General features: G+C 74.0%; 19 protein-coding genes. 8 read left to right on the top strand and 11 right to left on the bottom strand.

Annotated elements, in window-relative coordinates:
• Positions 1 to 7 precede the first annotated feature (7 nt).
• From IF99_RS0107705 to IF99_RS0107690, 4 genes are all read right to left on the bottom strand, one after another.
• Positions 8 to 1,498 carry a hypothetical protein gene (locus IF99_RS0107705; RefSeq protein WP_420705650.1) on the bottom strand — a complete coding sequence of 497 codons (1,491 nt, stop codon included), beginning with the start codon at positions 1,496 to 1,498 and terminating at the stop codon, positions 8 to 10.
• Positions 1,428 to 2,033 carry a DUF6114 domain-containing protein gene (locus IF99_RS0107700; protein ID WP_030995597.1) on the bottom strand — a complete coding sequence of 202 codons (606 nt, stop codon included), beginning with the start codon at positions 2,031 to 2,033 and terminating at the stop codon, positions 1,428 to 1,430. The genes IF99_RS0107705 and IF99_RS0107700 overlap by 71 nt, the downstream gene beginning before the upstream one ends.
• A gap of 212 nt (positions 2,034 to 2,245) precedes the next feature.
• Positions 2,246 to 2,866: a DUF6230 family protein gene (locus tag IF99_RS0107695; protein ID WP_030995596.1), complete on the bottom strand. Its 621-nt coding sequence runs from the start codon at positions 2,864 to 2,866 to the stop codon at positions 2,246 to 2,248.
• 612 nt (positions 2,867 to 3,478) lie between these two features.
• A complete protein-coding gene (locus IF99_RS0107690; protein WP_030995595.1) occupies positions 3,479 to 4,447 on the bottom strand; it encodes a tetratricopeptide repeat protein in 969 nt (322 codons plus the stop codon).
• Positions 4,448 to 4,763: 316 nt separating this feature from the next.
• On the opposite strand from IF99_RS0107690, the gene IF99_RS0107685 reads away from it, so the two are divergent.
• Complete coding sequence (locus tag IF99_RS0107685; RefSeq protein WP_030995594.1) at positions 4,764 to 5,417, top strand: TetR/AcrR family transcriptional regulator; 654 nt, start codon at positions 4,764 to 4,766, stop codon at positions 5,415 to 5,417.
• Positions 5,418 to 5,629: 212 nt separating this feature from the next.
• Positions 5,630 to 6,331: an SDR family NAD(P)-dependent oxidoreductase gene (locus IF99_RS0107680; RefSeq protein ID WP_030995593.1), complete on the top strand. Its 702-nt coding sequence runs from the start codon at positions 5,630 to 5,632 to the stop codon at positions 6,329 to 6,331.
• 109 nt (positions 6,332 to 6,440) lie between these two features.
• Here IF99_RS0107680 and IF99_RS0107675 read toward each other — a convergent pair whose 3' ends face one another.
• From IF99_RS0107675 to IF99_RS0107660, 4 genes are all read right to left on the bottom strand, one after another.
• On the bottom strand, positions 6,441 to 6,821 hold the full coding sequence (locus IF99_RS0107675; protein WP_030995592.1) for a DUF3817 domain-containing protein: 381 nt from the start codon (positions 6,819 to 6,821) through the stop codon (positions 6,441 to 6,443).
• Between the two features lie 143 nt (positions 6,822 to 6,964).
• Positions 6,965 to 7,471: a MarR family winged helix-turn-helix transcriptional regulator gene (locus tag IF99_RS0107670; RefSeq protein WP_030995591.1), complete on the bottom strand. Its 507-nt coding sequence runs from the start codon at positions 7,469 to 7,471 to the stop codon at positions 6,965 to 6,967.
• A gap of 117 nt (positions 7,472 to 7,588) precedes the next feature.
• Entirely contained in the window at positions 7,589 to 7,897 is a 309-nt protein-coding gene (locus IF99_RS0107665; protein ID WP_030995590.1) for an MTH1187 family thiamine-binding protein, read from the bottom strand.
• Positions 7,894 to 8,238, bottom strand: coding sequence for a DUF3817 domain-containing protein (locus IF99_RS0107660; RefSeq protein WP_030995589.1), 345 nt, complete (start codon positions 8,236 to 8,238; stop codon positions 7,894 to 7,896). The genes IF99_RS0107665 and IF99_RS0107660 overlap by 4 nt, the downstream gene beginning before the upstream one ends.
• Positions 8,239 to 8,611: 373 nt before the next feature.
• Between IF99_RS0107660 and IF99_RS0107655 the strand changes: the two genes are divergently transcribed.
• The 4 genes from IF99_RS0107655 to IF99_RS0107640 all read left to right on the top strand — a co-directional run bounded on the left by IF99_RS0107655 (position 8,612) and on the right by IF99_RS0107640 (position 11,447).
• Positions 8,612 to 9,250: an AIM24 family protein gene (locus IF99_RS0107655; protein ID WP_037826587.1), complete on the top strand. Its 639-nt coding sequence runs from the start codon at positions 8,612 to 8,614 to the stop codon at positions 9,248 to 9,250.
• Positions 9,250 to 9,900 carry an AIM24 family protein gene (locus tag IF99_RS0107650; RefSeq protein ID WP_030995587.1) on the top strand — a complete coding sequence of 217 codons (651 nt, stop codon included), beginning with the start codon at positions 9,250 to 9,252 and terminating at the stop codon, positions 9,898 to 9,900. Before IF99_RS0107655 ends, IF99_RS0107650 begins: the two co-directional genes overlap by 1 nt.
• Positions 9,897 to 10,730: an AIM24 family protein gene (locus tag IF99_RS0107645; RefSeq protein ID WP_030995586.1), complete on the top strand. Its 834-nt coding sequence runs from the start codon at positions 9,897 to 9,899 to the stop codon at positions 10,728 to 10,730. The genes IF99_RS0107650 and IF99_RS0107645 overlap by 4 nt, the downstream gene beginning before the upstream one ends.
• A gap of 228 nt (positions 10,731 to 10,958) precedes the next feature.
• Positions 10,959 to 11,447, top strand: a complete 489-nt coding sequence (locus IF99_RS0107640) for a MarR family winged helix-turn-helix transcriptional regulator (RefSeq protein WP_030995585.1) — start codon at positions 10,959 to 10,961, stop codon at positions 11,445 to 11,447.
• Positions 11,448 to 11,841: 394 nt separating this feature from the next.
• On the opposite strand, the gene IF99_RS0107635 is transcribed toward IF99_RS0107640, so the two are convergent.
• Both IF99_RS0107635 and IF99_RS0107630 read right to left on the bottom strand, forming a co-directional pair.
• Complete coding sequence (locus IF99_RS0107635) at positions 11,842 to 13,344, bottom strand: sensor histidine kinase (protein ID WP_030995584.1); 1,503 nt, start codon at positions 13,342 to 13,344, stop codon at positions 11,842 to 11,844.
• Positions 13,341 to 14,000 carry a response regulator transcription factor gene (locus tag IF99_RS0107630; RefSeq protein ID WP_030995583.1) on the bottom strand — a complete coding sequence of 220 codons (660 nt, stop codon included), beginning with the start codon at positions 13,998 to 14,000 and terminating at the stop codon, positions 13,341 to 13,343. The genes IF99_RS0107635 and IF99_RS0107630 overlap by 4 nt, the downstream gene beginning before the upstream one ends.
• A gap of 117 nt (positions 14,001 to 14,117) precedes the next feature.
• Between IF99_RS0107630 and IF99_RS0107625 the strand changes: the two genes are divergently transcribed.
• Positions 14,118 to 14,858 (top strand): PepSY domain-containing protein, encoded by a 741-nt coding sequence (locus tag IF99_RS0107625; protein ID WP_030995582.1) that lies wholly within the window; start codon positions 14,118 to 14,120, stop codon positions 14,856 to 14,858.
• A gap of 198 nt (positions 14,859 to 15,056) precedes the next feature.
• Here IF99_RS0107625 and IF99_RS0107620 read toward each other — a convergent pair whose 3' ends face one another.
• Positions 15,057 to 16,268 (bottom strand): acetyl-CoA C-acetyltransferase, encoded by a 1,212-nt coding sequence (locus IF99_RS0107620; protein ID WP_078655018.1) that lies wholly within the window; start codon positions 16,266 to 16,268, stop codon positions 15,057 to 15,059.
• Between the two features lie 460 nt (positions 16,269 to 16,728).
• Here IF99_RS0107620 and scy point away from each other — a divergent pair, with 460 nt between their 5' ends.
• Positions 16,729 to 20,760, top strand: a complete 4,032-nt coding sequence (scy, locus tag IF99_RS0107615; RefSeq protein ID WP_030995580.1) for a polarized growth protein Scy — start codon at positions 16,729 to 16,731, stop codon at positions 20,758 to 20,760.
• The last annotated feature ends 95 nt before the right edge of the window (positions 20,761 to 20,855 follow it).

Below are 20,855 nucleotides of genomic sequence, written 5' to 3'. Positions count from 1 at the left end.
CGTGGGCTCAGCCGCCGCTCTTGTCCAGGTAGTTGTGCAGACCCGGAATGGTGAGCGTGCCGCCGAACTGACCGGCCTGGACGACGGTGACCTCCGTGAAGAACAGCTCGGGCAGGGTCAGCGGCGGCGGGCTGTCGGGCGTGAAGTCGACCGGGATGAGGCCGAGCAGCTTCCCCTTCAGCTCCTCCGTGTACATCGTGACCTTGCCGTCGCGGATCGTCGACGTGGAGCCCGGAGCGCCCTTGACGTGCGTCGTGTACGCGCCGGGGCCCACGGCGGTCTGGTGCAGGTCCTTGATGTCGATGCCGGTCGCGGTGAACTTGAGGACGTTCTTGACCGTGCCGCTCGACGTGCGCACCTTGACGATGCCGTCGTAGCCGAGCCCGTGCAGGCTCAGCTTCGTGGTGTGCAGGGTCCAGGGTTCCTCGGGGACGCGCGGGTAGCTCTCGTCCACGTCGGCGTCGGCGAGCGCCTTCGCGTCGTGGGTGGGGCAGGGGTAGGGCTCGGGCCCGTCGCCCTTGCCCGCCTCGTCCGCCTTCTCGCTCCGCGGGCCCTTGGCGTTCTGCTCCTCGGCCTTGCGGGCGCCCTCGGCGATGTCCTCCTCGGAGGCACCGGCGGCGCGCGCGGCGTCGCTGAGGTCGTCCTTGAGGGTGCGGGGCTCGGTGGCGTCGTCCGTCCCGGAGTCCCGGGCGCCGTCCGCGGCGGCCTTGCGGTCCGCCTTCCCGTCGTCCGCCTTCTTGTCGTCGGCGCCCTTCTCGTCCGCCTTGTCGTCGGCCTTGGCGTCCGAGTCCGGGGCGTCCGCCGTCTTGTCGTCCTCGGCGGGCTTCTCCTCGCCGGACGCGTCCGCGTCCTTACCGTCCTTCGGCGTGAAGAGGTCCTTGAGGGCGTCGCCGAGACCCAGCGGGTCGAGCGGGTTCTTCGCCTTCTCGGAGGCGCTGGGCGTGGGGCTCGCCGAGGGCGCGTCCTGGGCCTTCTCCTCGGTCTTCGCCCCTGTGCTCGCGTCCGCCCCCTCCTGCTCGGCAGCGGGGGTGCCCGGCCTGTCCTTCGCGGCGTCCTCGGCCTCGTCCTTCGCGTCGTCCTCGGCCCCGTCCGAGGCGGAGGGGTGCGGCGTCGCGGAGGGCGAGGGGGAGGCACCCGGGCTCGTGCTCCCCGAGGGCGAGGGCTTCGTGGAGGCGGAGGCGGAGGCGGAAGGCTCCTGGCTCGGCTCGTCGGAGCGGGTCACGCAGGGGCCGGGCGCGAAGGGGAGGTCGGTCTTGTCGTCGGCGAGCGCGAGGCGCGGGGTGAGCCCCATGCCGACGAAGACGGCCGTCGGCATGGCCGCGAGGGCCATCGCCTTGCCCGCGGGTATCCGGAACTTGGTCAGGACCGACTTGCGCGGCGCCGCGTGCCGGGGACCCGGTCTGCGCGCCTCCCCCGGGTGCAACTCGTCATTCGGCACGGTGCCCACCACCGTCGGCGAGGTGCGCGTAGGGGCGCCCGCCGTCCCCGGCCGGGGCATCGTCCCCGGCGGGTCCGGGCTGCCGCGGCGGTACGGGGCCGGGGCCCGCGTCCGGGCCGCCGTGGCCCTCGGGGGCGGGGTCGCCGCTCGGGTCGTCGGCCGGCGCGTCGGCCGCGGCGGGCTTCCCGCCCCTCGCCTTCTTGTCCGGCACCCAGGCGAGCGCGAGGCTGCCGCCGAAGAGGGCGAGGAGGAAGCCGACGACGAAGCCGCCGAAGTTGGAGACCGGGAGCGAGACCAGGGCGAGGAGGATCGCCGCGACTCCGGCGAAGACCCGCACCTGCGCCTGGTACCACATCGTCAGGCCGAGGGTGATGAGCAGGACCCCGATGATGAGGGAGCCCGCGCCCGCAGTCGTCGACATGCGGACGGTGAGCTGCCCCAGCTTGAGGTCGTTGTAGGGGATGTAGGCGATGGGTATGCCGCCCAGCAGCGTCAGCAGACCGGCCCAGAAGGGCCGGGTGCCCCGCCAGTTGCGGAACCGCGTTCGCCAGGCGTGCAGTCGGTCGTCGCTCAGCCCTGGGGACTCGGCGCTCATGGAAAACAGCTCCCTGGAACCGGCTATGCGTGGATGAAGGGGCACGAGGACACCCGTGCGGGGCGCGGCGGCGCTGCCGTCCCGGCCCGTACGGGGAGGGCCCGCGTGCCGAAGGGCCCGCGCCCCGTGGACGGCCCGCCGGGGCCGCCCACGGTCACGCGGTCAGAACGCGGCGGGACGGGAGCCCGTGGGACCCGTCCCGTCGGGGGTGCTCAGTAGCACTCCTTGACGCCCTTGTGCAGCGACATGTGCAGCCCGCTCAGCTTGAACGTGCCCGCCGTGGTGGCCCAGGCCGTCTGCTTGATGTCCTCGATCGTGGCCTTCCTCGCCTGCTGTGCGAAGGCGCCCGAGGGGGTGTTCTTCGCGAGCGCGGGGCCGCGGGTCTTGGCCCCCGCCGCCACGCCGATGTCGATGTCCTCGAACGTGGCCTCACCGGAGAGGTCGTCCAGGTCGACGTAGAGGTTGTGGGCGACCGCCGGCTGGCCCTTCTTCGTACCGGCGTTGAGCTTGAGCGTGATCGTGCCGACGAGCGGGACGTTCGGCGTCACGACCGACTGGCACATGTTGTACAGCTTGGCGTCGTCGAACGACGAGATGGCCACGGCGTGACCGGTCTTCCCGTCCGACTCGACGTCCATGCCGCCGTACTGCGCGAAGCCCTCACCTTCGAGCCGGTCCGCCGAGACCTTGAACTGCTGGCCCGACACGCTGAACGACGCCGCGAGCGCGCCCTGCGCCACCGCGACCCCGATGGCCGCCGTGGCAGCGACACCCGGGACCATGACGACGGCGAAACGACGCCATCTGGTCCCGCCACGAGCGACAGATTCCATGATTTCCTCCTTCTCGGACGTACATCCCGGGCCCGTGCCGCCCGCCGCTCAGGCGGCGGTCGTGGGCAGGGATGGGAGAAGCGCTACGTCCTCGGGAAGGAGCGCCGGGGACGCGTCGCGCCTGCGGCGCGCTGATCTCCGGCGATCACCCCCGAGCGACAACCACTTGGCCGCGCCTTCACGCAACCCGTGGACAGGCCCCGCCGACCGGCGGAGACCCCCCTGTCCCGGCCGGCGCCCGCGAGGACTCCGGCCCGCCCGGTGGGGACCCTGAACCCCCGGGCGCCGATTGGCTGTCGGACCGGAGGCAGTGGACCGAGCGTGCCCGATCGTGGTGCATTCGGAGTTCCCGCACAAGGGGTTCGTTACTGACTGGTAACGCGGACATGACCGCAGGACATCGGCCACGCCCCCCGATGGCACGGAAAGTCGCTTCGCACAAGGGCGCATACCCGGACATCACCCCACGAGGAGCGACGGAAGGTCGGGCTCCTCTTACTACAAGTAACAGCACCCCCTCTTTGCCAAGTTTTGGCAAAGAGGGGGTGCGCGGGTCGCCGTGTCGCCAAATCCACCGGGGCACGGAACAGGGGCATATGCCCGGTTACCGGCCTAGAAGAGCACGCGCGCGAGGGCCTGACGGGCCGCCACGACGCGCGGGTCGTCGGGGCCCACGACCTCGAAGAGGTCGAGGAGGCGCAGGCGCGCCGTGTCGCGGTCCTCGCCGAAGACCTGGCGGATGGTGTCGACGATGCGCCCGAAGGCGTCCTCGACGTGACCGCCCGCGAGATCGAGGTCGGCCGCCGCGAGCTGCGCGGAGACGTCCTTGGGGCGCTCGGCGGCCTCGCTGCGGACCTTCGCCGGATCCAGCCCGGAGACCCGGCGCAGGAGTTCGGCCTGCGCGAGCCCGAGCTTGGCCTCCGTGTTGGCCGGGTCGTCGGCCAGGACGTTGCGGTACGCCTGGACGGCGCCCGCGAAGTCGCCGGAGTCGAGGGCGTCCACGGCGGCCTGGAGGAGGTGGTCGTAGGGACCGGCGGGCTCCTCCTCGGCGGGGGCTCCTGCGGCGGCGGAGGCGTCGACCTGGATTCCGGTGAGGCCGAAGCGCTCCTCGCCGACCTGGATGAGCTGGTCGAGGATCTGGCGGATCTGCTCCTCGGGCGCGGCGCCCTGGAAGAGCGGGAGCGCCTGACCGGCGACGACGGCGAAGACGGCGGGGATGCCCTGGACCCCGAACTGCTGCAACAGCATCTGGTTCGCCTCGGCGTCGACGCGCGCGAGGACGAACCGGCCGTTGTACTCGACGGCGAGGCGTTCGAGCACGGCGCTCAGCGCCGCCGAGGGCTCGGCCCGCGGGACCTGGAAGTCGATGACGACGGGTACTTCGGTGGAGAGCTGGAGGACCTCGCGCTCGAAGCCCGCCTCGTCGACGTCGATGACGAGGCCCGAGGGCGGGACCGCCCCCGCGTCGCCCCCGCGCGCACGCTCGGCGCGCGCCTGCTCGGCCTTGGCCTTGGCCTCCTGGGCCGCCTTCACCGCGGCGAGGTCGACGACCCCGCTCATGGACATGTTCCGTGGCTGCATGGGCCCATCCTCCCCCTTCGGCCGCCACGGCGGAAAAGCCAGGTGCAGGATGCACCGGCTCTCCGCGCCCTCACCCGGGGGCGGACCGTTCCTCGGCCCGTACGAAGTCACCCGTACGGGGTGTGCGCACCACGCGGGGCGGCGGGTGCGGCACGTGTTCCCCGGGGTCCCCACCCCGGGTGCGGTTGCCGCTCGAAGCGTCCTCGCACGGGGCGAGGAGCTTTTCGCTACGCGTCGTAGCGTAACTCCTGAAGCCGTCCCGCGCGCGGTGATCTCGTTCACACCCCGCAGTGCTACCGGCCGGTATGGTCACGCCATGCCCGCCTCCGACCTCCCTCCGTCCGGCGCGACGCCCTCCCCGGCGCCGCCGCCCGAGCGGCACCGCTCGGGACGGCCCCGCAGCGCGGCGGCCGATGCCGCGATCCTCGCCGCGACGCGCGAGGTGCTCGTCGAGTCGGGCTGGTCGGGGCTGACGCTCGGGGACGTGGCCGCGCGCGCGGGCGTCGCGAAGACGACGCTCTACCGGCGCTGGGCGGGGAAGAACGAACTCGTCGTGGACGCGGTCGCCGTGCTCTTCGACGCACTCGAACTCCCGGACTGCGGCAGCCTCGCGGGCGATGTCTCGGCCGTCGTGCTGCGCTTCGCGCGGCTCCTGGAGCGCCCCGAGACCCGCACCTCCCTCATGGCCGTCATCGCCGAGTCGACCCGCGACGAGGCGCTGCGCGACCGCATCCGCTCCGCCATCGTCGACCGCCAGAAACGCCTCGTCCTGCTCGGCCGCCGCCGCGCCCAGGACCGCGGCGAGATCCCCCGCGACCCCGACCCCGTCTCGGCGGCCCGCAGCGCGGACCTCATCTTCGACGTCATCGCGGGCACGGTCGTGCACCGGGCCCTGGTGAGCGCGGAGCCGGTGGACGAGGAGTGGTCGCGACGCCTCGCCGCCCTGCTGATCGAGGGCCTGGAGGGCTGAGTCGGCGGGTCCTTGCGTGGGTGTGCGTGGGGCGGCGGGCGGTGTGCGTGGGACGGCTGGAGGGACGGGCCGGGGGGCGCGGCGCGGGCCGGCGACGAACGCCCCCCACCCCCGAACGCCTGTCCGTCGGGGGTCCGGCGAAGGTGGGACGGGCGTTCCTACCGTTGAGCGGTGCCTGGATAAGGCCCCGCGGAGGGCGCACTCTCTCAGACATGACCAGCACGATCACTCTCATCAGCGGGGCCGCTCGCGGCCTCGGACTCGAAACCGCCCGTCGCCTCTCGGCGCTCGGCCACACCGCCCTCGTCGGCGCCCGTGACGCGGAACGCGGGCGGGCCGTCGCCGAGGAGGTCGGGGGCCGCTGGGTGGCGCTCGACGTCGCGGACTCCGCGTCCGTGGAGGCGGCGGCGCGGGACGTGGCGGCGCACGAGGGCCGTATCGATGTCCTGATCAACAACGCGGGCATCACGGGCCCCCTCAAGGAGGCCGCCGCGCTCACGGGCGAGGACGCGCTCTCGGTGTTCGAGGTGAACGTCCTCGGCATCGTGCGGATGACGCACGCCTTCCTGCCGCTGCTGCGGGAGTCGGCGGACCCGCGCGTCATCAACGTGACGAGCGGGCTCGGCTCGCAGACGCTCACGCACGACCCGGAGCGCGTCGAGCACTCGGTCGTCTCCCCGCTCTACACCTCGTCCAAGGCGGCGGTGGCGATGCTCACGACGCAGTACGCGCGAGGCGTCGAGGGCGTCCGTTTCAACGCGGCCGACCCCGGCTACACGGCGACCGACCTCAACCACCACACGGGCACGCAGACCGTCACGGAGGGCACCGACGCGATCGTGGCACTCGCCACGGAGGACGCGTCGGCGGGCACGGGGCGAGTGGTGGACCGCGAGGGCCCGCTGCCGTGGTGACACGGGGCTGAGGACGCGGAGGGACGCGAAGAGGCCGGGCACCGCTGGGGAAGCGGTGCCCGGCCTCGTACGGCTCGGGGCCCGTGCGGGGGCTGTCGCCGGTCCGGGCTCAGCTCTTCTCGGCCTCGGCGCCCGCCCCTGCGGCGGTCCGGGCGGCGGGGACGGCCCTGGCCTCCTGGGCCGCGACCTTGGCCTCCAGCTCAGGGGTGATGCTGCGCTCGACGAAGAACGCGGCCGTGGGGATCGTGCCCGCGATCAGCACCCACAGCTGCTTGCCGACCTTCCACTTCGCCTTGGAGCCGAGGTCGAAGGCCACGACGAGGTAGACGACGTAGAGCCAGCCGTGGGCGATGGCGATCACCCGGGTCGGGCCGGAGGCGCCGTCGATGTCGAGCACGTACTTGGCGATGACACCGAGGGTCAGCAGGACCAGCAGCACACCGGTGACGTAGGCCATCACGCGGTAGCGGGTCAGCACGCTCTTCTTCATGGGGGGAGCCTAACCGGGCGGATCGGGCGAACGGTACGCGGGGCGGGGGCACCCGCGAAGTCGCTGGTCAGCCGTATCGGTCGGGCCCTCCGGCCGGTCCAGACGGTCGGTCCCGCCGGTCGCTCCCGCCGGTCGTCAGGGGCTCAGTCCTCGAAGTCGCCGGCCGCGACGCGCAGCGGGCGCAGCAGCGCGAAGATCTCCGCGCACTCCTCGGCGTCGTAGGCGCCGAGGCCGAAATCCATGTCCATCAGGTCCTTCGTCGCCGCCTCGACGACCTCGCGGCCCTTGGGCGTGATGGAGGCGAGGGTGCCGCGCCCGTCCTGCGGGTTGGGGCGCTTGGCGACGAGGCCGGAGCGCACGAGCCGGTCGACGGTGTTGGTCACCGAGGTCGGGTGGACCATGAGCCGCTCGCCTATCTTCGACATCGGCAGCTCACCCGCCTTGGAGAAGGTGAGCAGCACCAGCGCCTCGTAGCGCGCGAAGGTCAGCCCGTACGGCTTGACGACGGCGTCGACCTCGGCGAGGAGGATCTGCTGGGCCCGCATGATCGAGGTGATGGCAGGCATCGAGGGAACGTGTCCCCAGCGCTGCCGCCAGGAGTCATCCGCGCGGGCGATCGGGTCGAAGGAGAGGCTGAGCGGCTTCGGCACGCCCCCGACCCTACCGGCCGGTCATATCGTGGTCAGCCCCGTCTCATCCTTCGGCCCTCGGGCGTCCGGGCCCCGTCGCGCGCACGCGGCGGGGCCCGGACGGGGGGACAGACGGGCTCAGGACGCCGGCTCGTTCTCGCCCAGGATGCGGTCGATCGTCTCCACCTTGCGGGTGAGACCGTCCTCGACGCCGGGGCGGATGTCGGCCTTGAGGACGAGCGACACCCGGGGGCTGCGGGCCTCGACGGCGGCCGTGGCGCGCTTGACGACGTCCATGACCTCGTCCCACTCGCCCTCGATGCTCGTGAACATCGCGTCGGTGCGGTGCGGCAGGCCGGATTCGCGGACGACGCGGACCGCTTCGGCCACGTACTCGCCGACCTCCTCGCCGACGCCGAGCGGGGAGACGGAGAAGGCGACGATCACGCGTTCACGATCCCTTCGCGACGGGCGCGGCCGGCGATGACCGCGTCCTCGGCCTCGCGCCGGAGCTTGCGCTCGGCGAAGAAGCCGCCGGTGGGCAGGACGGAGAGGATGAAGTAGAGGATGCCGCGCCCGGCGGACCACTTGGCGCGGTTCCAGGCGTCGAGCCAGAAGATCACGTAGAGGACGAAGAGGACGCCGTGGATCATGCCCATGACCGGTACGGCGTTGAAGTCGGTGGTGCGCTTGAGGATCGAGCAGACGAGCAGGAGGAGGAAGGAGACCGCCTCGGGGGCCGAGACCAGGCGGAGGCGGCGGAGGGCGGAGGCTGTCTTGATGTCCACGGCGCGGAACTTTCGGTCGGGGGGCAGGACGGAGCGGACGGGATGGGGACGCCCGGGCACGCTCTCACACGATCTTGTGAACGCGCGCACAAGCTGCCTCATTCTCGCAGCCCGCCGGGGCGGGAAGGGACGGGGGTGGGGTGGCTCTCCTCACGCCGTCGGCACACCCCGCGCGTTCCCCTGCCCGGACGGGCGGGAGCGGGGGCGCACTTGTCCCACGCGCACGCCGCCGGGGCGCCTCGCCCGCCGGGGCGCCTCGCGCTCCGCACCCGGCGCCTTGCGCGCCCCTGAGGTCTCTCGGGGTCGGATCTCCGGGACGGTTCAGGGTCGAAACGGCTCCCGGGGGCGCCCGGCGCCCAGTACCTTCGAAGGCGTGGCTCACCTCCGACTCCAGGGCAGCAAAGTGCTCGCCGTCCAGCTCACCGGCGATGCCGTGCGGGCGAAGAACGGCTCGATGGTCGCGTACGACGGCCGGATGAACTTCAAGAAGCTCTCCGGCGGCGGCGACGGCCTGCGCGGCGTGGTCACGCGCCGGCTCACCGGGGAGCGGATGGAGGTGATGGAGGTGCGCGGCGAGGGCACGTGCTGGTTCGCGGACCGGGCGACGGAGATCAGCGTGGTGAGCCTGCGCGGCGAGACGCTGTACGTGGAAGCGAGCAACCTGCTGTGCACGGACGCCGGGTTGCGGACGGGGACGACGTTCACGGGCCTGCGCGGGGCGAGCCAGGGGCAGGGGCTCTTCACGACGACGGTCGAGGGGAGCGGCCAGGCGGCGCTGCTCTCGGACGGGCCCGCGATGGCGCTGCGGGTCAGTTCCGCGTACCCGCTCCAGGTCGACCCGGGCGCCTACGTGGCACACCAGGGACAGTTGCGCCAGCACTTCCAGTCCGGCGTCAACTTCCGCACAGTGATGGGCGAGGGGGGCGGCGAGGCGTTCCAGATCCGCTTCGAGGGCGAGGGCGTCGTGTGGGTGCAGCCCAGCGAGCGGAAGACGTTCGGGGGTGACCTCTGATGCCGTTCAGGGAGATCAACTCGAAGATGGTCGAGGCGCAGGTGCTGCCGGGGCAGCGGCTCTTCAGCCAGCGGGGCGCGATGCTCGCGTACCGGGGCGAGGTGAGCTTCACGCCGAACGTGGGCGGTGGTCAGGGCGGGGTCATGTCGATGATCGGGCGGCGGGTCGCGGGGGAGGCGACGCCGCTCATGACGGTGGAGGGCCACGGGACGGTCCTCTTCGGGCACGGCGGGCACCACGTCCAGGTCGTCACGCTGTCGGGCGACACGCTGTGCGTCGAGGCGGACCGGCTGCTCGCCTTCGACGGCTCGCTCCAGCAGGGCACGCTCTTCCTCGGCGCGCAGGGCGGCGTGATGGGGATGGTGCGCGGCCAGGTGACGGGCCAGGGCCTCTTCACGACGACGCTCAAGGGACACGGCGCCGTCGCGGTGATGGCGCACGGCGGGGTCATCGAGCTGCCGATCACGCCCGGGCGCCCCGTGCACGTCGATCCGCAGGCGTACGTGGCGCACTACGGCGAGGTACGGAACAAGCTGTCCACGGCCCTCGGCTGGCGGGACATGGTGGGTCGGGGCTCGGGCGAGGCGTTCCAGCTGGAGTTGTCGGGACAGGGCGCGGTCTTCGTGCAGGCATCGGAGGAGAAGCTGTGAACCCGCTCGTCCCTGACGGCACTCCCGTCCTCGACCCGCAGACGCTGCCGTCGGACGACAACGTCAACGCCTACACGTTCTGCGTGGAGTTGCGGGGCTCCCAGTGGTTCCTCCAGAAGGGGAAGATGATCGCCTACTACGGGCGGATCTCCTTCGACGGGATCGGCAGCGGGCGCTTCGACCGGCTGCTGCGGACGAGTTTCCACTCGCCGTTGCACGCGAGCGACTGGGTCGTGGCGGAGGGCGAGGGGAAGATGCTCCTCGCGGACCGGGCCTTCGACGTCAACAGCTTCGACCTGGAGGACGGCAACCTCACGGTCCGCTCGGGCAACCTCCTCGCGTACGAGCCGAGCCTCGCGCTCAAGCAGTCGATCGTGCCCGGCTTCCTGACCCTGATCGGCACGGGGAAGTTCATCGCCGCCTCCAACGGCCCCGTCGTCTTCATGGAGCCGCCGCTGCGCGTCGACCCGCAGGCGCTCGTGGGCTGGGCGGACTGCCCCTCGCCGTGCCACCACTACGACCACGGCTACCTGAGCGGTTTCCTCGGGGGCGTCCGCGCCCTCACCGGGCTCGGCGGCGCCTCCGGCGAGGAGCACCAGTTCGAGTTCGTCGGGGCCGGAACCGTGCTCCTCCAGTCGAGCGAGCAGCTCATGGCCGAGAAGGACATCGGCACGGCCCCCGCCGAGCCGGGGGTCCCGGGCGGCGGGGCCCCGGGCCGCCCCGGCATGCCCGGCCACGCGCCGGGCGGCGGCGTGGGCGGGGGCGGGGGCCAAGGACTGCCCCGGATGCCGGGGCAGTTGGGGGACATCCAGCGGAGGTTCGGCTTGTGACGGCTCAGGCGTGGCACGGGGTCGGCGGTCGGGCGGCACGGCGGCGCGCAGGCGGCACGGCGTCGGGTGGGCCGCGCTCGGTCGGCGGGCCGCGTGGGGTCGGCGGCCGCGCGGCGCGCGGAGTGAGCGAGGCGGTGGGACGGGGATGCCGGGTTAGGGTGGCGGCTCGTGGGGCAGCTCACCTCAAGGGTTTCGTTCGGTTTTCAACTTCTTCGGTAGAATGTCTTCATGGACACGGAGAAGACGACGGGCGAGACCACGCCGTGGCTCAGCCAGGACGAGCAGTCCGCCTGGCGCACGCACCTGGAAGTGAACCGGCTCCTCACTCATCAGCTCGAACGGGATCTCCAGCCGTTCGGGCTCACGATGAACGACTACGAGATCCTGGTGAACCTCTCGGAGGCCGAGGGGCACCGGATGCGGATGAGTGATCTGGCCGCCGCCACGCTCCAGTCCAAGAGCCGTCTCTCGCACCAGATCACCCGCCTGGAGAAGGCCGGTCTGGTGCGCCGGGAGAACTGCGAGTCCGACCGGCGCGGCCTCTTCGCCGTGCTCACCGGGCCGGGTCTGACGACGATGCGCGAGGTCGCCCCGCACCACGTGGCCTCCGTGCGCCGCCACTTCATCGACCGGCTCACGCCCGAGCAGCTCACGACGCTGCACGCGTTCCTCCAGCCGATCGCCGAGGGGCTGCGCGAGGTACGCGAGGCTCGCTGATCCAGGCGCGCGCCCGCCGACCGGCCCCCGGCCGTATCGCCGCGCACACCTCGCCGGTCACGCCCCGCTCCGGCCGATGCGTGAGGCCCCCGCGCGGCACCGTCACGGCGGAGCCGCTTGGGGGCGGCCGACCCGGTTCCCGCAGGCCACGGCGTTTCCCTGGCCGTGCACCCGCGCACCCGCGCACCCGTCCCAGCGCCTTTCTCGTCCGGCGGGAGAAGAGACGACGCCGATACCGGGACGGTGCGGCCTCCAGCCTCCCGCCCCACCACACCGATCCAGGCACCCGTCCGCCACCGCTCCGTGCCCCCGCCCACCGGCCGCCAGACCCTCCCGCGAGGCACGCACCGTCCCGGACCGCCCCCACGAGGCCCACGTCGCGCACCGCCTCGCCTCACCCCGCCAACGGCAGCCGCAGGACGAACTCCGCTCCCCCGCCGGGTCGGTCGCCCACCGCCAGGGAGCCGCCGTGGCGGTGGGCCGCGTCGCGGGCGATGGCGAGGCCCAGGCCCGCGCCGCCCTCGTCGCGGGTGCGGGCGTCGTCGAGACGGACGAAGCGTTCGAAGACGCGCTCGCGTTCGGCGGGCGGGACGCCGGGGCCGTCGTCGGAGACCGTCACGACCGCGTCGGGACCGTCCTGGCGCAGCGTGAGGCCGACCTCGGTGCGGGCGTGGCGGCGGGCGTTGTCGAGGAGGTTGCCGAGGATGCGGCCCAGTTGGGGTGCCGAGCCGCGTACCTCGTAGCCGTCCGCCCGTTCCGGTGCGACCCGGGCGCGCAGGCCGTGCTCCGCCGCCTCACGCGCGACGAGGTCCGCGAGCCGCACCGGCCGGTCGGGGGGCCGCTCCCCCGCGTCGAGCCGGGCGAGGAGCAGCAGGTCGGCGGCGAGGTGCTGGAGGCGCACGGTGTCCTCCACCGCCCCGTCCAGGTCGAGCAACTCCGGGTGCTCGGCGCCCACTTCGAGCTGGGTGCGGAGCGAGGCGATGGGGCTGCGCAGTTCGTGCGAGGCGTCGGCGACGAAGCGGCGCTGCTTGTCGACGGCGTCTTCGAGCGCGGCGAGCGTCGCGTTGGTGGTGCGGGCCAGGGCGGCGATCTCGTCGTGCGTGGCGGGTTCGGGGACGCGGCGCGCGAGGTCGCGTGAACCCGTGATGGCGTCGAGTTCGGCGCGGATGCCCTCGACGGGCCGCAGGGCGCGCCGGGTCACTGCCCAGGTGACGGCGGCGACGACGGCGAGCAGCACGGGCAGTCCGATGAGCATGACGGTGAGCGCTGTGCGCACGGCGCTGTCCGCGGCGTCGAGCGGCGCCCCGGCGAAGACGGTGAACGTCCGCGCGTCGTCGTCCTCCTCCTCGGCATCCTCCCGAGAGCCGGACCCCGCCCCGGACCCGGGCCCGGCCCCGGAATCGGCCTCGGATTCCGCCTCCGTCTCCGCCCCGCGCCCGGAGTCGTCGTCGCTCTCCCCCGGCCGCACCTCGACCGCCGCCCACCGGTACGTGCCCCGGTCCCCGTCGATGACGGCCTCGCCGCTGCTCAGGTGGGCGTCGTCGTCGAGCGTGCCGTGCGTGGGGGCGGGTCCGGCGGACGGCTCGACGCCGCTCGTCCCGGTGCCGCTGACGGATTCCAGGTCCTCGCTGACGGCCCGCACCCGGCCCGTGCCGTCGACGATCTGCACGGGTTCGTCGTCATCGTCGGGGAGGTCGAGCGCGTCCCAGGCGGTGCCGGTGGCGAGGCGCGCGGCGACCTTGCGCGCGGCGGACTCGGCGTCGGCGCCCGCGCGGTCGATGAGGTTGGCCCGCAGCGAGAGGACCACGGCGGTGCCCGCCGCGACGAGCACGACGGCGACGACGAGCGTCGCGGCGACGGTGGCCCGCGCCCGTACGGAGCCGAGGAGGCGCCTCACGGGCGCTCCAGGAGGTAACCGGCGCCGCGCACGGTGCGGATGAGACCGGCGCCGAGCTTGCGGCGCAGCGTGCTGACGTACACCTCGACGATGTTCGGGTCGCCGGAGTAGGCGAAGTCCCAGACGTGTTCGAGGATGTCGGCCTTGGAGACGACCTGTCCGGCGCGGAGCACGAGGTGTTCGAGCACCGCGTACTCCTTGGCCGTGAGCGGGATCTCCTCGCCCGCGAGGCGGACGCGGCGCGCGCCCGTGTCGAGGCGGAGCGCGCCGAGTTCGCGCACGGGCGGTGCCCCGGTGGCGCGGCGGCGCAGCAGTGCTTTGAGGCGGGCGCGCAGGACGACGTACGAGAACGGCTTGGTGAGGTAGTCGTCGGCGCCCGTGTCGAGCCCTTCGGCCTCGTCGTACTCGCCGTCCTTCGCGGTGAGCATGAGGATCGGGGTGTCGTCCCCGGCGGCGCGGAGGGCGGCGCAGACGCGGTAGCCGTTCATGCCGGGGAGCATGACGTCGAGGACGATGAGGTCGTAGCCGCCCTCGGTCGCCCAGCGCAGGCCCTCGGTCCCGTCGTGCGCGATGTCCACGGCGTAGCCCTCGGCGCCGAGGCCCAGGGCGAGGGAGCGGGCGAGGCGGCGTTCGTCCTCCACGATCAGCAGGCGCATGAGGCTCAGCCTGCCAAATCCTCCCTGAAGCGGTCTTCAGGAAGCTTCAGGAAGCCTTCAGGCGGCCCGGGCAAGAGTGGGTCACGTCATCGAGCCCGTTCTCGCAGGAGGTCCCTCATGAAGCGCAAGCCCGTGTTCGCCGCCCTCGCCGCCGCCGTCGTCCTCGCGGCCGGCGGCGGAGTCGCCGCCGCGTCCCTCGGAGGGGACGGTGGCACGTCCACGGCCTCCGGTAAGGGTACGGAGGCGACGAGCCACCAGGGCTCGGAGGACGCCCGTACCGGCGCCGACGACAGCACGGCGCGCGACGACGCCGGCCGCGACAGCGACGACCGCGACAGCGACGACCGCGACGACGACGCGCGCCAGGACACGGCACGTCACGACGACGACGCCCGCGAGCGCGCCCAGGACGCCGCCGAGGACAAGGCGGAGGCCGCCGCCGCGCGGAAGCTGACGGCGCCCGACGCCCTCGCCGCCGCCCTGGCGCACACCCCGGGCCGCGCCGTCTCGGCCGAGATCGACGACGACCCGGACGGGCGCCTCGTGTGGGAGGTCGAGATCCTCGACCGCTCGGGCAAGCTCCGGCACGTCGATGTCTCGCCGTCGAGCGGGAAGGTCGTTCGCACGCAGGCGGAGCGCGGCGAGGCCGACGACGTCCGGACCGCGAAGGCCCTGCTGACCAGTGGCACGACGAGCGCCGCGAAGGCGGCGCGCGCCGCCGGCGCGCGGGGCACGGTGGTCTCGGTCGAGCTGGAGGACGAGCGGAACGGGTACTGGAGCGTGGAGACCGGGCCCGAGGACGCGGAGTGGGCGGTCGCGCTCGACGGGGCGACGGTGACGCGGGAGAGCGACGACTGAGGTCCCTGGCACGGCCTCCGGCCCCGCGTGGTCGTCATGACGGGCCGCCGCCCGCGCGCGGCGCGAGCACGACGCGCCCGCGGAGCAAGGCCGGACCCCCCGCACGAACCCGCGGAACGAGGGCCGGACCCGCCGCACAGATCTACGCAGCAAGGGGGCGGACTCCCCGCACGGAGTCCGCCCCCTTGCTGCGTCCCCCTACTTCTTCGGCACCCGCACCACCAGCGCGTCGCCCTGCCCGCCGCCCCCGCACAGGGCCGCGGCGCCCACCCCGCCGCCGCGCCGCTTGAGCTCCAGCGCGAGGTGGAGGACGAGGCGGGCGCCCGACATGCCGATCGGGTGGCCGAGGGCGATGGCACCGCCGTTGACGTTCACCTTTTCCGGGGTGACGCCGAGCTCGGCCATCGACTGCACGGCGACGGCGGCGAACGCCTCGTTGATCTCGATGAGGTCGAGGTCCCCGACGCCGATGCCCTCCTTGGAGAGCGCGTGCTTGATGGCGTTCGACGGCTGCGACTGGAGGGAGTTGTCCGGGCCCGCGACGTTGCCGTGCGCGCCGATCTCGGCAAGCCATTCGAGGCCCAGCTCCTCGGCCTTGGCGCGGCTCATCACGACGACGGCCGCCGCGCCGTCGGAGATCTGCGAGGCGGTGCCCGCGGTGATCGTGCCGTCCTCGGCGAAGGCCGGGCGGAGCTTGCCGAGCGTCTCGACGGTCGTGTCGGCCCGTACGCCCTCGTCCGTGGCGAAGAGGACGGGCTCGCCCTTGCGCTGCGGGATCTCGACGGGCGTGATCTCCGCCTCGTAGATCCCGTTCTTCTGCGCGGCGGCGGCCCGCTGGTGGCTCAGCGCGGCGAACTCGTCCTGCGGGGCGCGCGTGATGCCGAGGCGGGTGTTGTGCTTCTCGGTGGACTCGCCCATCGCGATGTTCTCGAAGGCGTCGGTGAGCCCGTCGTGGGCCATCGCGTCGAGCATCTCGATCGCGCCGTACTTGTGGCCCGCGCGGGAGTGCGGGAGCAGGTGCGGGGCGTTGGTCATCGACTCCTGACCGCCCGCGACGACGATGTCGAACTCACCGGCGCGGATGAGCTGGTCGGCGAGCGCGATGGCGTCGAGCCCGGAGAGGCACACCTTGTTGACGGTGAGCGCGGGCACGCTCATCGGGATGCCCGCCTTGACGGCGGCCTGGCGGGCCGGGAGCTGCCCGGCGCCCGCCTGGAGCACCTGCCCCATGATCACGTACTGGACCTGGTCCCCGCCGATCCCGGCCCGCTCCAGCGCGGCCTTGATCGCGAAGCCGCCGAGGTCGGCGCCCGAGAAGGATCTCAGCGAGCCGAGGAGACGGCCCATCGGGGTGCGGGCGCCCGCGACGATCACCGACGTGGTGCCCTGGGTTCCAGCTGTTCCGGCCATGACGCACAGCCCCTATGCAGTGAGAGTGAACGAGGGTTCACCTCAATGTACTGAGCGGTGAGCGGGCGGTCACCGGGCCGGACGTGTGACGGGCCGCACCCCGCGGCGGCCGTCGGCGCGGCGGGATCATCGGCCGGAAGGGGACGGAGGACTGACCTCGGGATAGGGGTGCCGGTAGGGTTGGCCCCCGGCTCCCGGTCGCGACCGTGGGCCCGGCCTCGCGGTCGCGTCCGCGGGGTCGCGGGCCGGGGTCCGGGTGACAGGGGCGATGTCGGGGCGACGGTGCGCGCCGGGGCGGCTTTCTGACACCATTCCCCGAAGACGGGAGCACGTCCGCCGGGCGGGCCCCCGCACGAAGGGAACCGGTCCACCGGACGGGTCCCCGCAGGACCGGAGCACGTCCGAAGGGCGGGCGGGCTCGCTCGGAGTGTCACGACCAGGGGACGGATGGGACCGCGCGGTGCGGGGCTACGAACGCCAGGAGAGCCACCAAGCTGCTGACGACGACCACCTCTCACGGTTCGAAGCCGAGATGAAGCGGCTGAAGACCGATCGGGAGAAGGCCGTCCAGCACGCCGACGACCTCGGCTACCAGGTCGAGGTCTTGCGCGCCAAGCTGCACGAGGCGCGGCGCGCGCTCGCGCTCCGTCCTCGGTACGAGAACGGCGACATCGCCTACCAGGCCGAGCAGATGCTGCGCACCGCGCAGATGCAGGCCGACCAGCTGCGCATCGACGCCGAGCGCGAGCTGCGCGAGGCCCGCTCCCGCACCCAGCGCCTCCTCCAGGAGCACGCGGAGCAGCAGGCGCGGCTCCAGGCGGAGTTGCACCAGGAGGCGACGAGCAGGCGCCAGCAGCTCGATCAGGAGCTGGCCGAGCGCCGCGCGACCGTCGAGACCCACGTCAACGAGAACGTCGCCTGGGCCGAGCAGTTGCGCGCCCGCAGCGAGGCGCAGGCCCGGCAGCTCGTGGACGAGGCGCGGGCCGAGTCCGAGCGCGCCCTCGCCGCGGCGCGCGCGGAGGCGCAGCGTGTCATCGAGGAGACCAGGCAGCGCCTCGGCGGCGAGGCGGAGAGCGCCCGCGCCGAGGCGGACGGGCTGCTGCGCCGGGCCCGCGCCGAGGCGGAGCGGCTGCTCTCCTCGGCCGCCGCGCAGGCGCAGGAGGCCACCGAGCACGCCGAGCGGCTGCGGACCTCCGCCACGAGCGAGACCGAGGAGGCGCGGCGGCAGGCGACCGAGCAGGCGAGGGCGGCCGAGGAGCGGCTCGCGGAGGCCGAGCGGGTGCTGCGCGAGGCACGGGCCGCGGCCGAGAAGGTCACGGGCGAGGCCGACGAGCGGGCCGCGAAGGTCCTGTCGACCGTCGAGGCGGACAACGAGCTGCGCACCCGTACCGCCAAGGAGCAGATCGCGCGCCTGGTGAGCGAGGCCACCAAGGAGGCCGAGGCGCTCAAGGCGGAGGCGGTGCGCGAGCGGGAGGAGGCCGTCGCCGAGGCGGAGCGCGTGCTCGCCGAGGCGGCCGAGAAGGCCCGCGCCTCCGCCGCCGAGGACGCCGCCGCGGCGCTCGCGAAGGCGGCGCGCAGTGCCGAGGAGGTGCTGCACAAGGCCGAGGAGGACGCGCGGGCGACGACGGGCTCCGCCTCCGAGGAGGCCGAGCGGATCAAGGCCGAGGCGCAGTCCGAGGCCGAACGGCTGCGCGCCGAGGCCGAGTCGGCGGCCGACGAGCTGCGCGGGGCCGCGAAGGACGACACCAAGGAGTACCGGGCACGCACCGTCGAGCTCCAGGAGGAGGCGCGGCGGCTGCGCGGCGAGGCCGAGCAGTTGCGCGCCGACGCGGTCGCCGAGGGCGAGCGCATCCGGGGCGAGGCGCGTCGCGAGGCGGTGCAGCAGATCGAGGAGGCCGCGGGGCGGGCCGAGGAGCTGCTGACCAAGGCGCGCGCGGACGCCGAGGAGCTGCGCGGCACGGCGGCGGAGGACGCCGAGAAGGCGCGCGCGGAGGGCGAGCAGAAGGCCCGCGCGCTGCACGAGCAGGCCGAGGAGCTGCTCGCCGAGGCCCGTACCGAGGCGGAGCGGCTCACGACCGAGGCCGCCGAGCGCGGCGAGGCGGAGCGGGCGCGCGCCGAGGAGGCCGCGGCGGAGCTGCGGTCCGAGGCGGAGCGGGCGGCGCAGGCGCTCAAGGACGACGCGGCCGAGGAGCTGGCCCGGCTGCGGGCCGAGGCCGAGCAGCGCCTCACGAGCGCCGAGGAGGCGCTGAGCGAGGCGCGCGCCGAGGCGGAGCGGCTGCGCGCGGCGAGCGCGGAGGACGCGGAGAAGGTACGGGCCGAGGCGGCCGAGCGGGCCCGGGCGGTGCGCGAGGAGGCGGAGGCCGAGGCCGAGCGGCTGCGGAGCGAGGCCGCCGCCGAGGCCGCGGCCTCGCGGGCCGAGGCGGAGACCACCGCCGTACGGCTGCGCGCCGACGCCGAGACGGAGGCGGCCCGGGTACGCAACGAGGCCCGCGAGACCGGGGAGCGGCTGCGTGCCGAGGCGGGCGCGGCGGCCGAGCGCCTCACGACGCAGGCGGCCGAGGAGCTGGCCGCGGCGCAGGAGGAGGCGGAGCGGCGGCGGCGCACGGCCGAGGAGACGCTGGAGTCGGCGCGTACCGAGGCGGGCGAGGAACGGGAGCGGGCCCGCGAGCGGGCCGAGGAGCTGCTGACCAAGGCGCGTACGCGGGTCGAGGAGGCGGAGGCCGAGGCCGTCCGGCTCGTCGAGGAGGCGGAGACCCGGGCCGGTGAGCTGGTCGCGGCGGCGGAGCAGTCCGCGCAGCAGGCGCGCGAGGCCGTGGCGGGGATAGAGGAACGAGCCGAGGAGGCCGCCAAGGGGCTGCGCGCGGCGGCGGAGCACGCGGCGGAGCGCACGCGCGGCGAGGCGCAGGAGGAGGCCGACCGGGTCCGCGCGGACGCCTACGCGGAGCGCGAGCGAGCGGGCGAGGACGCGGCCCGCCTGCGGGCCGAGGCGCGCGAGGAGCGCACGCAGGCCACGGAGCTGGCCGAGCACACGGTGCGCGAGGCGGCCGAGGAGGCCGAGCGGCTGCGGACCGAGTCCGAGCAGGCCGCCGAAGCGCTGCGCACGGAGACCGAGCGGGCCGCCGAGGAGCTGCGCACGGCGACCGAGCGGCACGCGGAGCAGGTGCGCGCCGCGCTCGCCGGGGAGCGCGAGAACGCCGAGCGCGAGGCGCAGGCGGCGCGGGCCGAGGCCCGCGAGGACGCGAACCGTATCCGCACCGAGGCCGCCGAGGCGGCAGACACCCTGCTCACGGGGGCGCGCACCGAGGCCGAGGAGCTGACCGCGCGGGTCGCGGCGGAGACGACGCGGCAGCGCGAGGAGGCGGCGGCCGAGGCCGAGCGCGAGGTCGTCGGCGCGACGGCGGAGGCGAACCGGCGGCTCACGCGCGCCAAGGACGAGTCGGAGCGGCTGCTCGCCGAGGCGAAGGCCGCGGCCGAACAGCTGCGCGGCGAGGCCGAGTCGGCCGCGGCGCAGGCCCGGGAGGCGGAGCGGGCGGCGAAGGAGCGCGCGGCGGAGCTGACGGCCCGTACGGCCGAGGAGGCGGAACGGGCACGGAGCGAGGCGCGCGCGGAGGCGCAGCGGCTGCTCGACGAGGCGCGGGCGGAGGCGAACAAGCGGCGCACCGAGGCCGCCGAGCAGGTCGACAGGCTCGTCTCGGAGGCGAGCGCGGAGGCCGAGAAGCTGTCGAACGAGGCGCTCGAAGCGGCGCTCAAGACGACGGCGGACGCCGAGGAGCAGGCCGACCGGATGGTGGGCGCGGCGCGCTCGGAGGCCGAGCGGATCGTCGCCGAGGGCCGTGCCGAGGGCCACGCGGCGGTCGAGAAGGCCCGCGCCGACGCGGACGAACTCCTCGTCGGGGCACGGGGCGACGCGACGCGGGTGCGGGAGCGGGCCGAGGAGCTGCGCGAGCGGATCACGACGGAGATCGAGGAGCTGCACGAGCGGGCACGCCGCGAGTCGGCGGAGGCGATGCGCACGGCGGGCGAGCGCTGCGACGCGCTCGTCAAGGCGGCCGAGGAGCAGCTCGCCGAGGCCGAGGCGAAGGCGAAGGATCTCCTCGCGGACGCCAACTCGGAGGCCGGCAAGGTCAGGATCGCCGCGGTCAAGAAGGCCGAGACGCTCCTGAAGGAGGCCGGTCAGAAGAAGACCGAGGCGGAGGCGCTCGCCGACCGGCTCGTCGCCGACGCGAAAGCCGAGGCGGAGCGGATCACGACGGAAGGGCAGCGCGAACTGGACATCCTGGTGCGGCGTCGGCAGGACATCAATGCCGAGATCGGCCGTGTCCAGGACGTACTGGAGGCGTTGGAGAACTTCGAGGCCCCCGGCGGCAAGAACGCCGGTGGGCCGGGCGAGGGGGCCGGCAAGGGCGCGGGCGGACGCGACGCGCAGAGCGGCGTCAAGGCGGGGGCCGTGGCCGGATCGACTCGTTCGGGTGGAAAGCAGACGGAGCGGTAGTCACAGTGGCAGAAGTGCGCACGGCGTCGGGAGTGCTGCGGGTGTGCGAGCCGGAGGGACGGTGTTTCCGGTGACGACGGCAGGTCAGTCGTCCT

This window comes from Streptomyces sp. NRRL F-5630 (assembly GCF_000719475.1).
Lineage (GTDB): Bacteria > Actinomycetota > Actinomycetes > Streptomycetales > Streptomycetaceae > Streptomyces.
The sequence above is the reverse complement of the archived record's forward strand: the minus strand, read 5'-3'. Positions and strand labels throughout refer to the sequence as shown.

Coding starts and splice junctions, on each gene's coding strand:
- IF99_RS0107630 (WP_030995583.1), bottom strand. CDS start 14,000: ATGCGCCTGCTGATCGTGGAGGACGAACGCCGCCTCGCCCGCTCCCTC.
- IF99_RS0107625 (WP_030995582.1), top strand. CDS start 14,118: ATGAAGCGCAAGCCCGTGTTCGCCGCCCTCGCCGCCGCCGTCGTCCTC.
- IF99_RS0107700 (WP_030995597.1), bottom strand. CDS start 2,033: ATGAGCGCCGAGTCCCCAGGGCTGAGCGACGACCGACTGCACGCCTGG.
- IF99_RS0107705 (WP_420705650.1), bottom strand. CDS start 1,498: ATGCCCCGGCCGGGGACGGCGGGCGCCCCTACGCGCACCTCGCCGACG.
- IF99_RS0107640 (WP_030995585.1), top strand. CDS start 10,959: ATGGACACGGAGAAGACGACGGGCGAGACCACGCCGTGGCTCAGCCAG.
- IF99_RS0107680 (WP_030995593.1), top strand. CDS start 5,630: ATGACCAGCACGATCACTCTCATCAGCGGGGCCGCTCGCGGCCTCGGA.
- IF99_RS0107675 (WP_030995592.1), bottom strand. CDS start 6,821: ATGAAGAAGAGCGTGCTGACCCGCTACCGCGTGATGGCCTACGTCACC.
- IF99_RS0107620 (WP_078655018.1), bottom strand. CDS start 16,268: ATGGCCGGAACAGCTGGAACCCAGGGCACCACGTCGGTGATCGTCGCG.
- IF99_RS0107650 (WP_030995587.1), top strand. CDS start 9,250: ATGCCGTTCAGGGAGATCAACTCGAAGATGGTCGAGGCGCAGGTGCTG.
- IF99_RS0107690 (WP_030995595.1), bottom strand. CDS start 4,447: ATGCAGCCACGGAACATGTCCATGAGCGGGGTCGTCGACCTCGCCGCG.
- IF99_RS0107695 (WP_030995596.1), bottom strand. CDS start 2,866: ATGGAATCTGTCGCTCGTGGCGGGACCAGATGGCGTCGTTTCGCCGTC.
- IF99_RS0107685 (WP_030995594.1), top strand. CDS start 4,764: ATGCCCGCCTCCGACCTCCCTCCGTCCGGCGCGACGCCCTCCCCGGCG.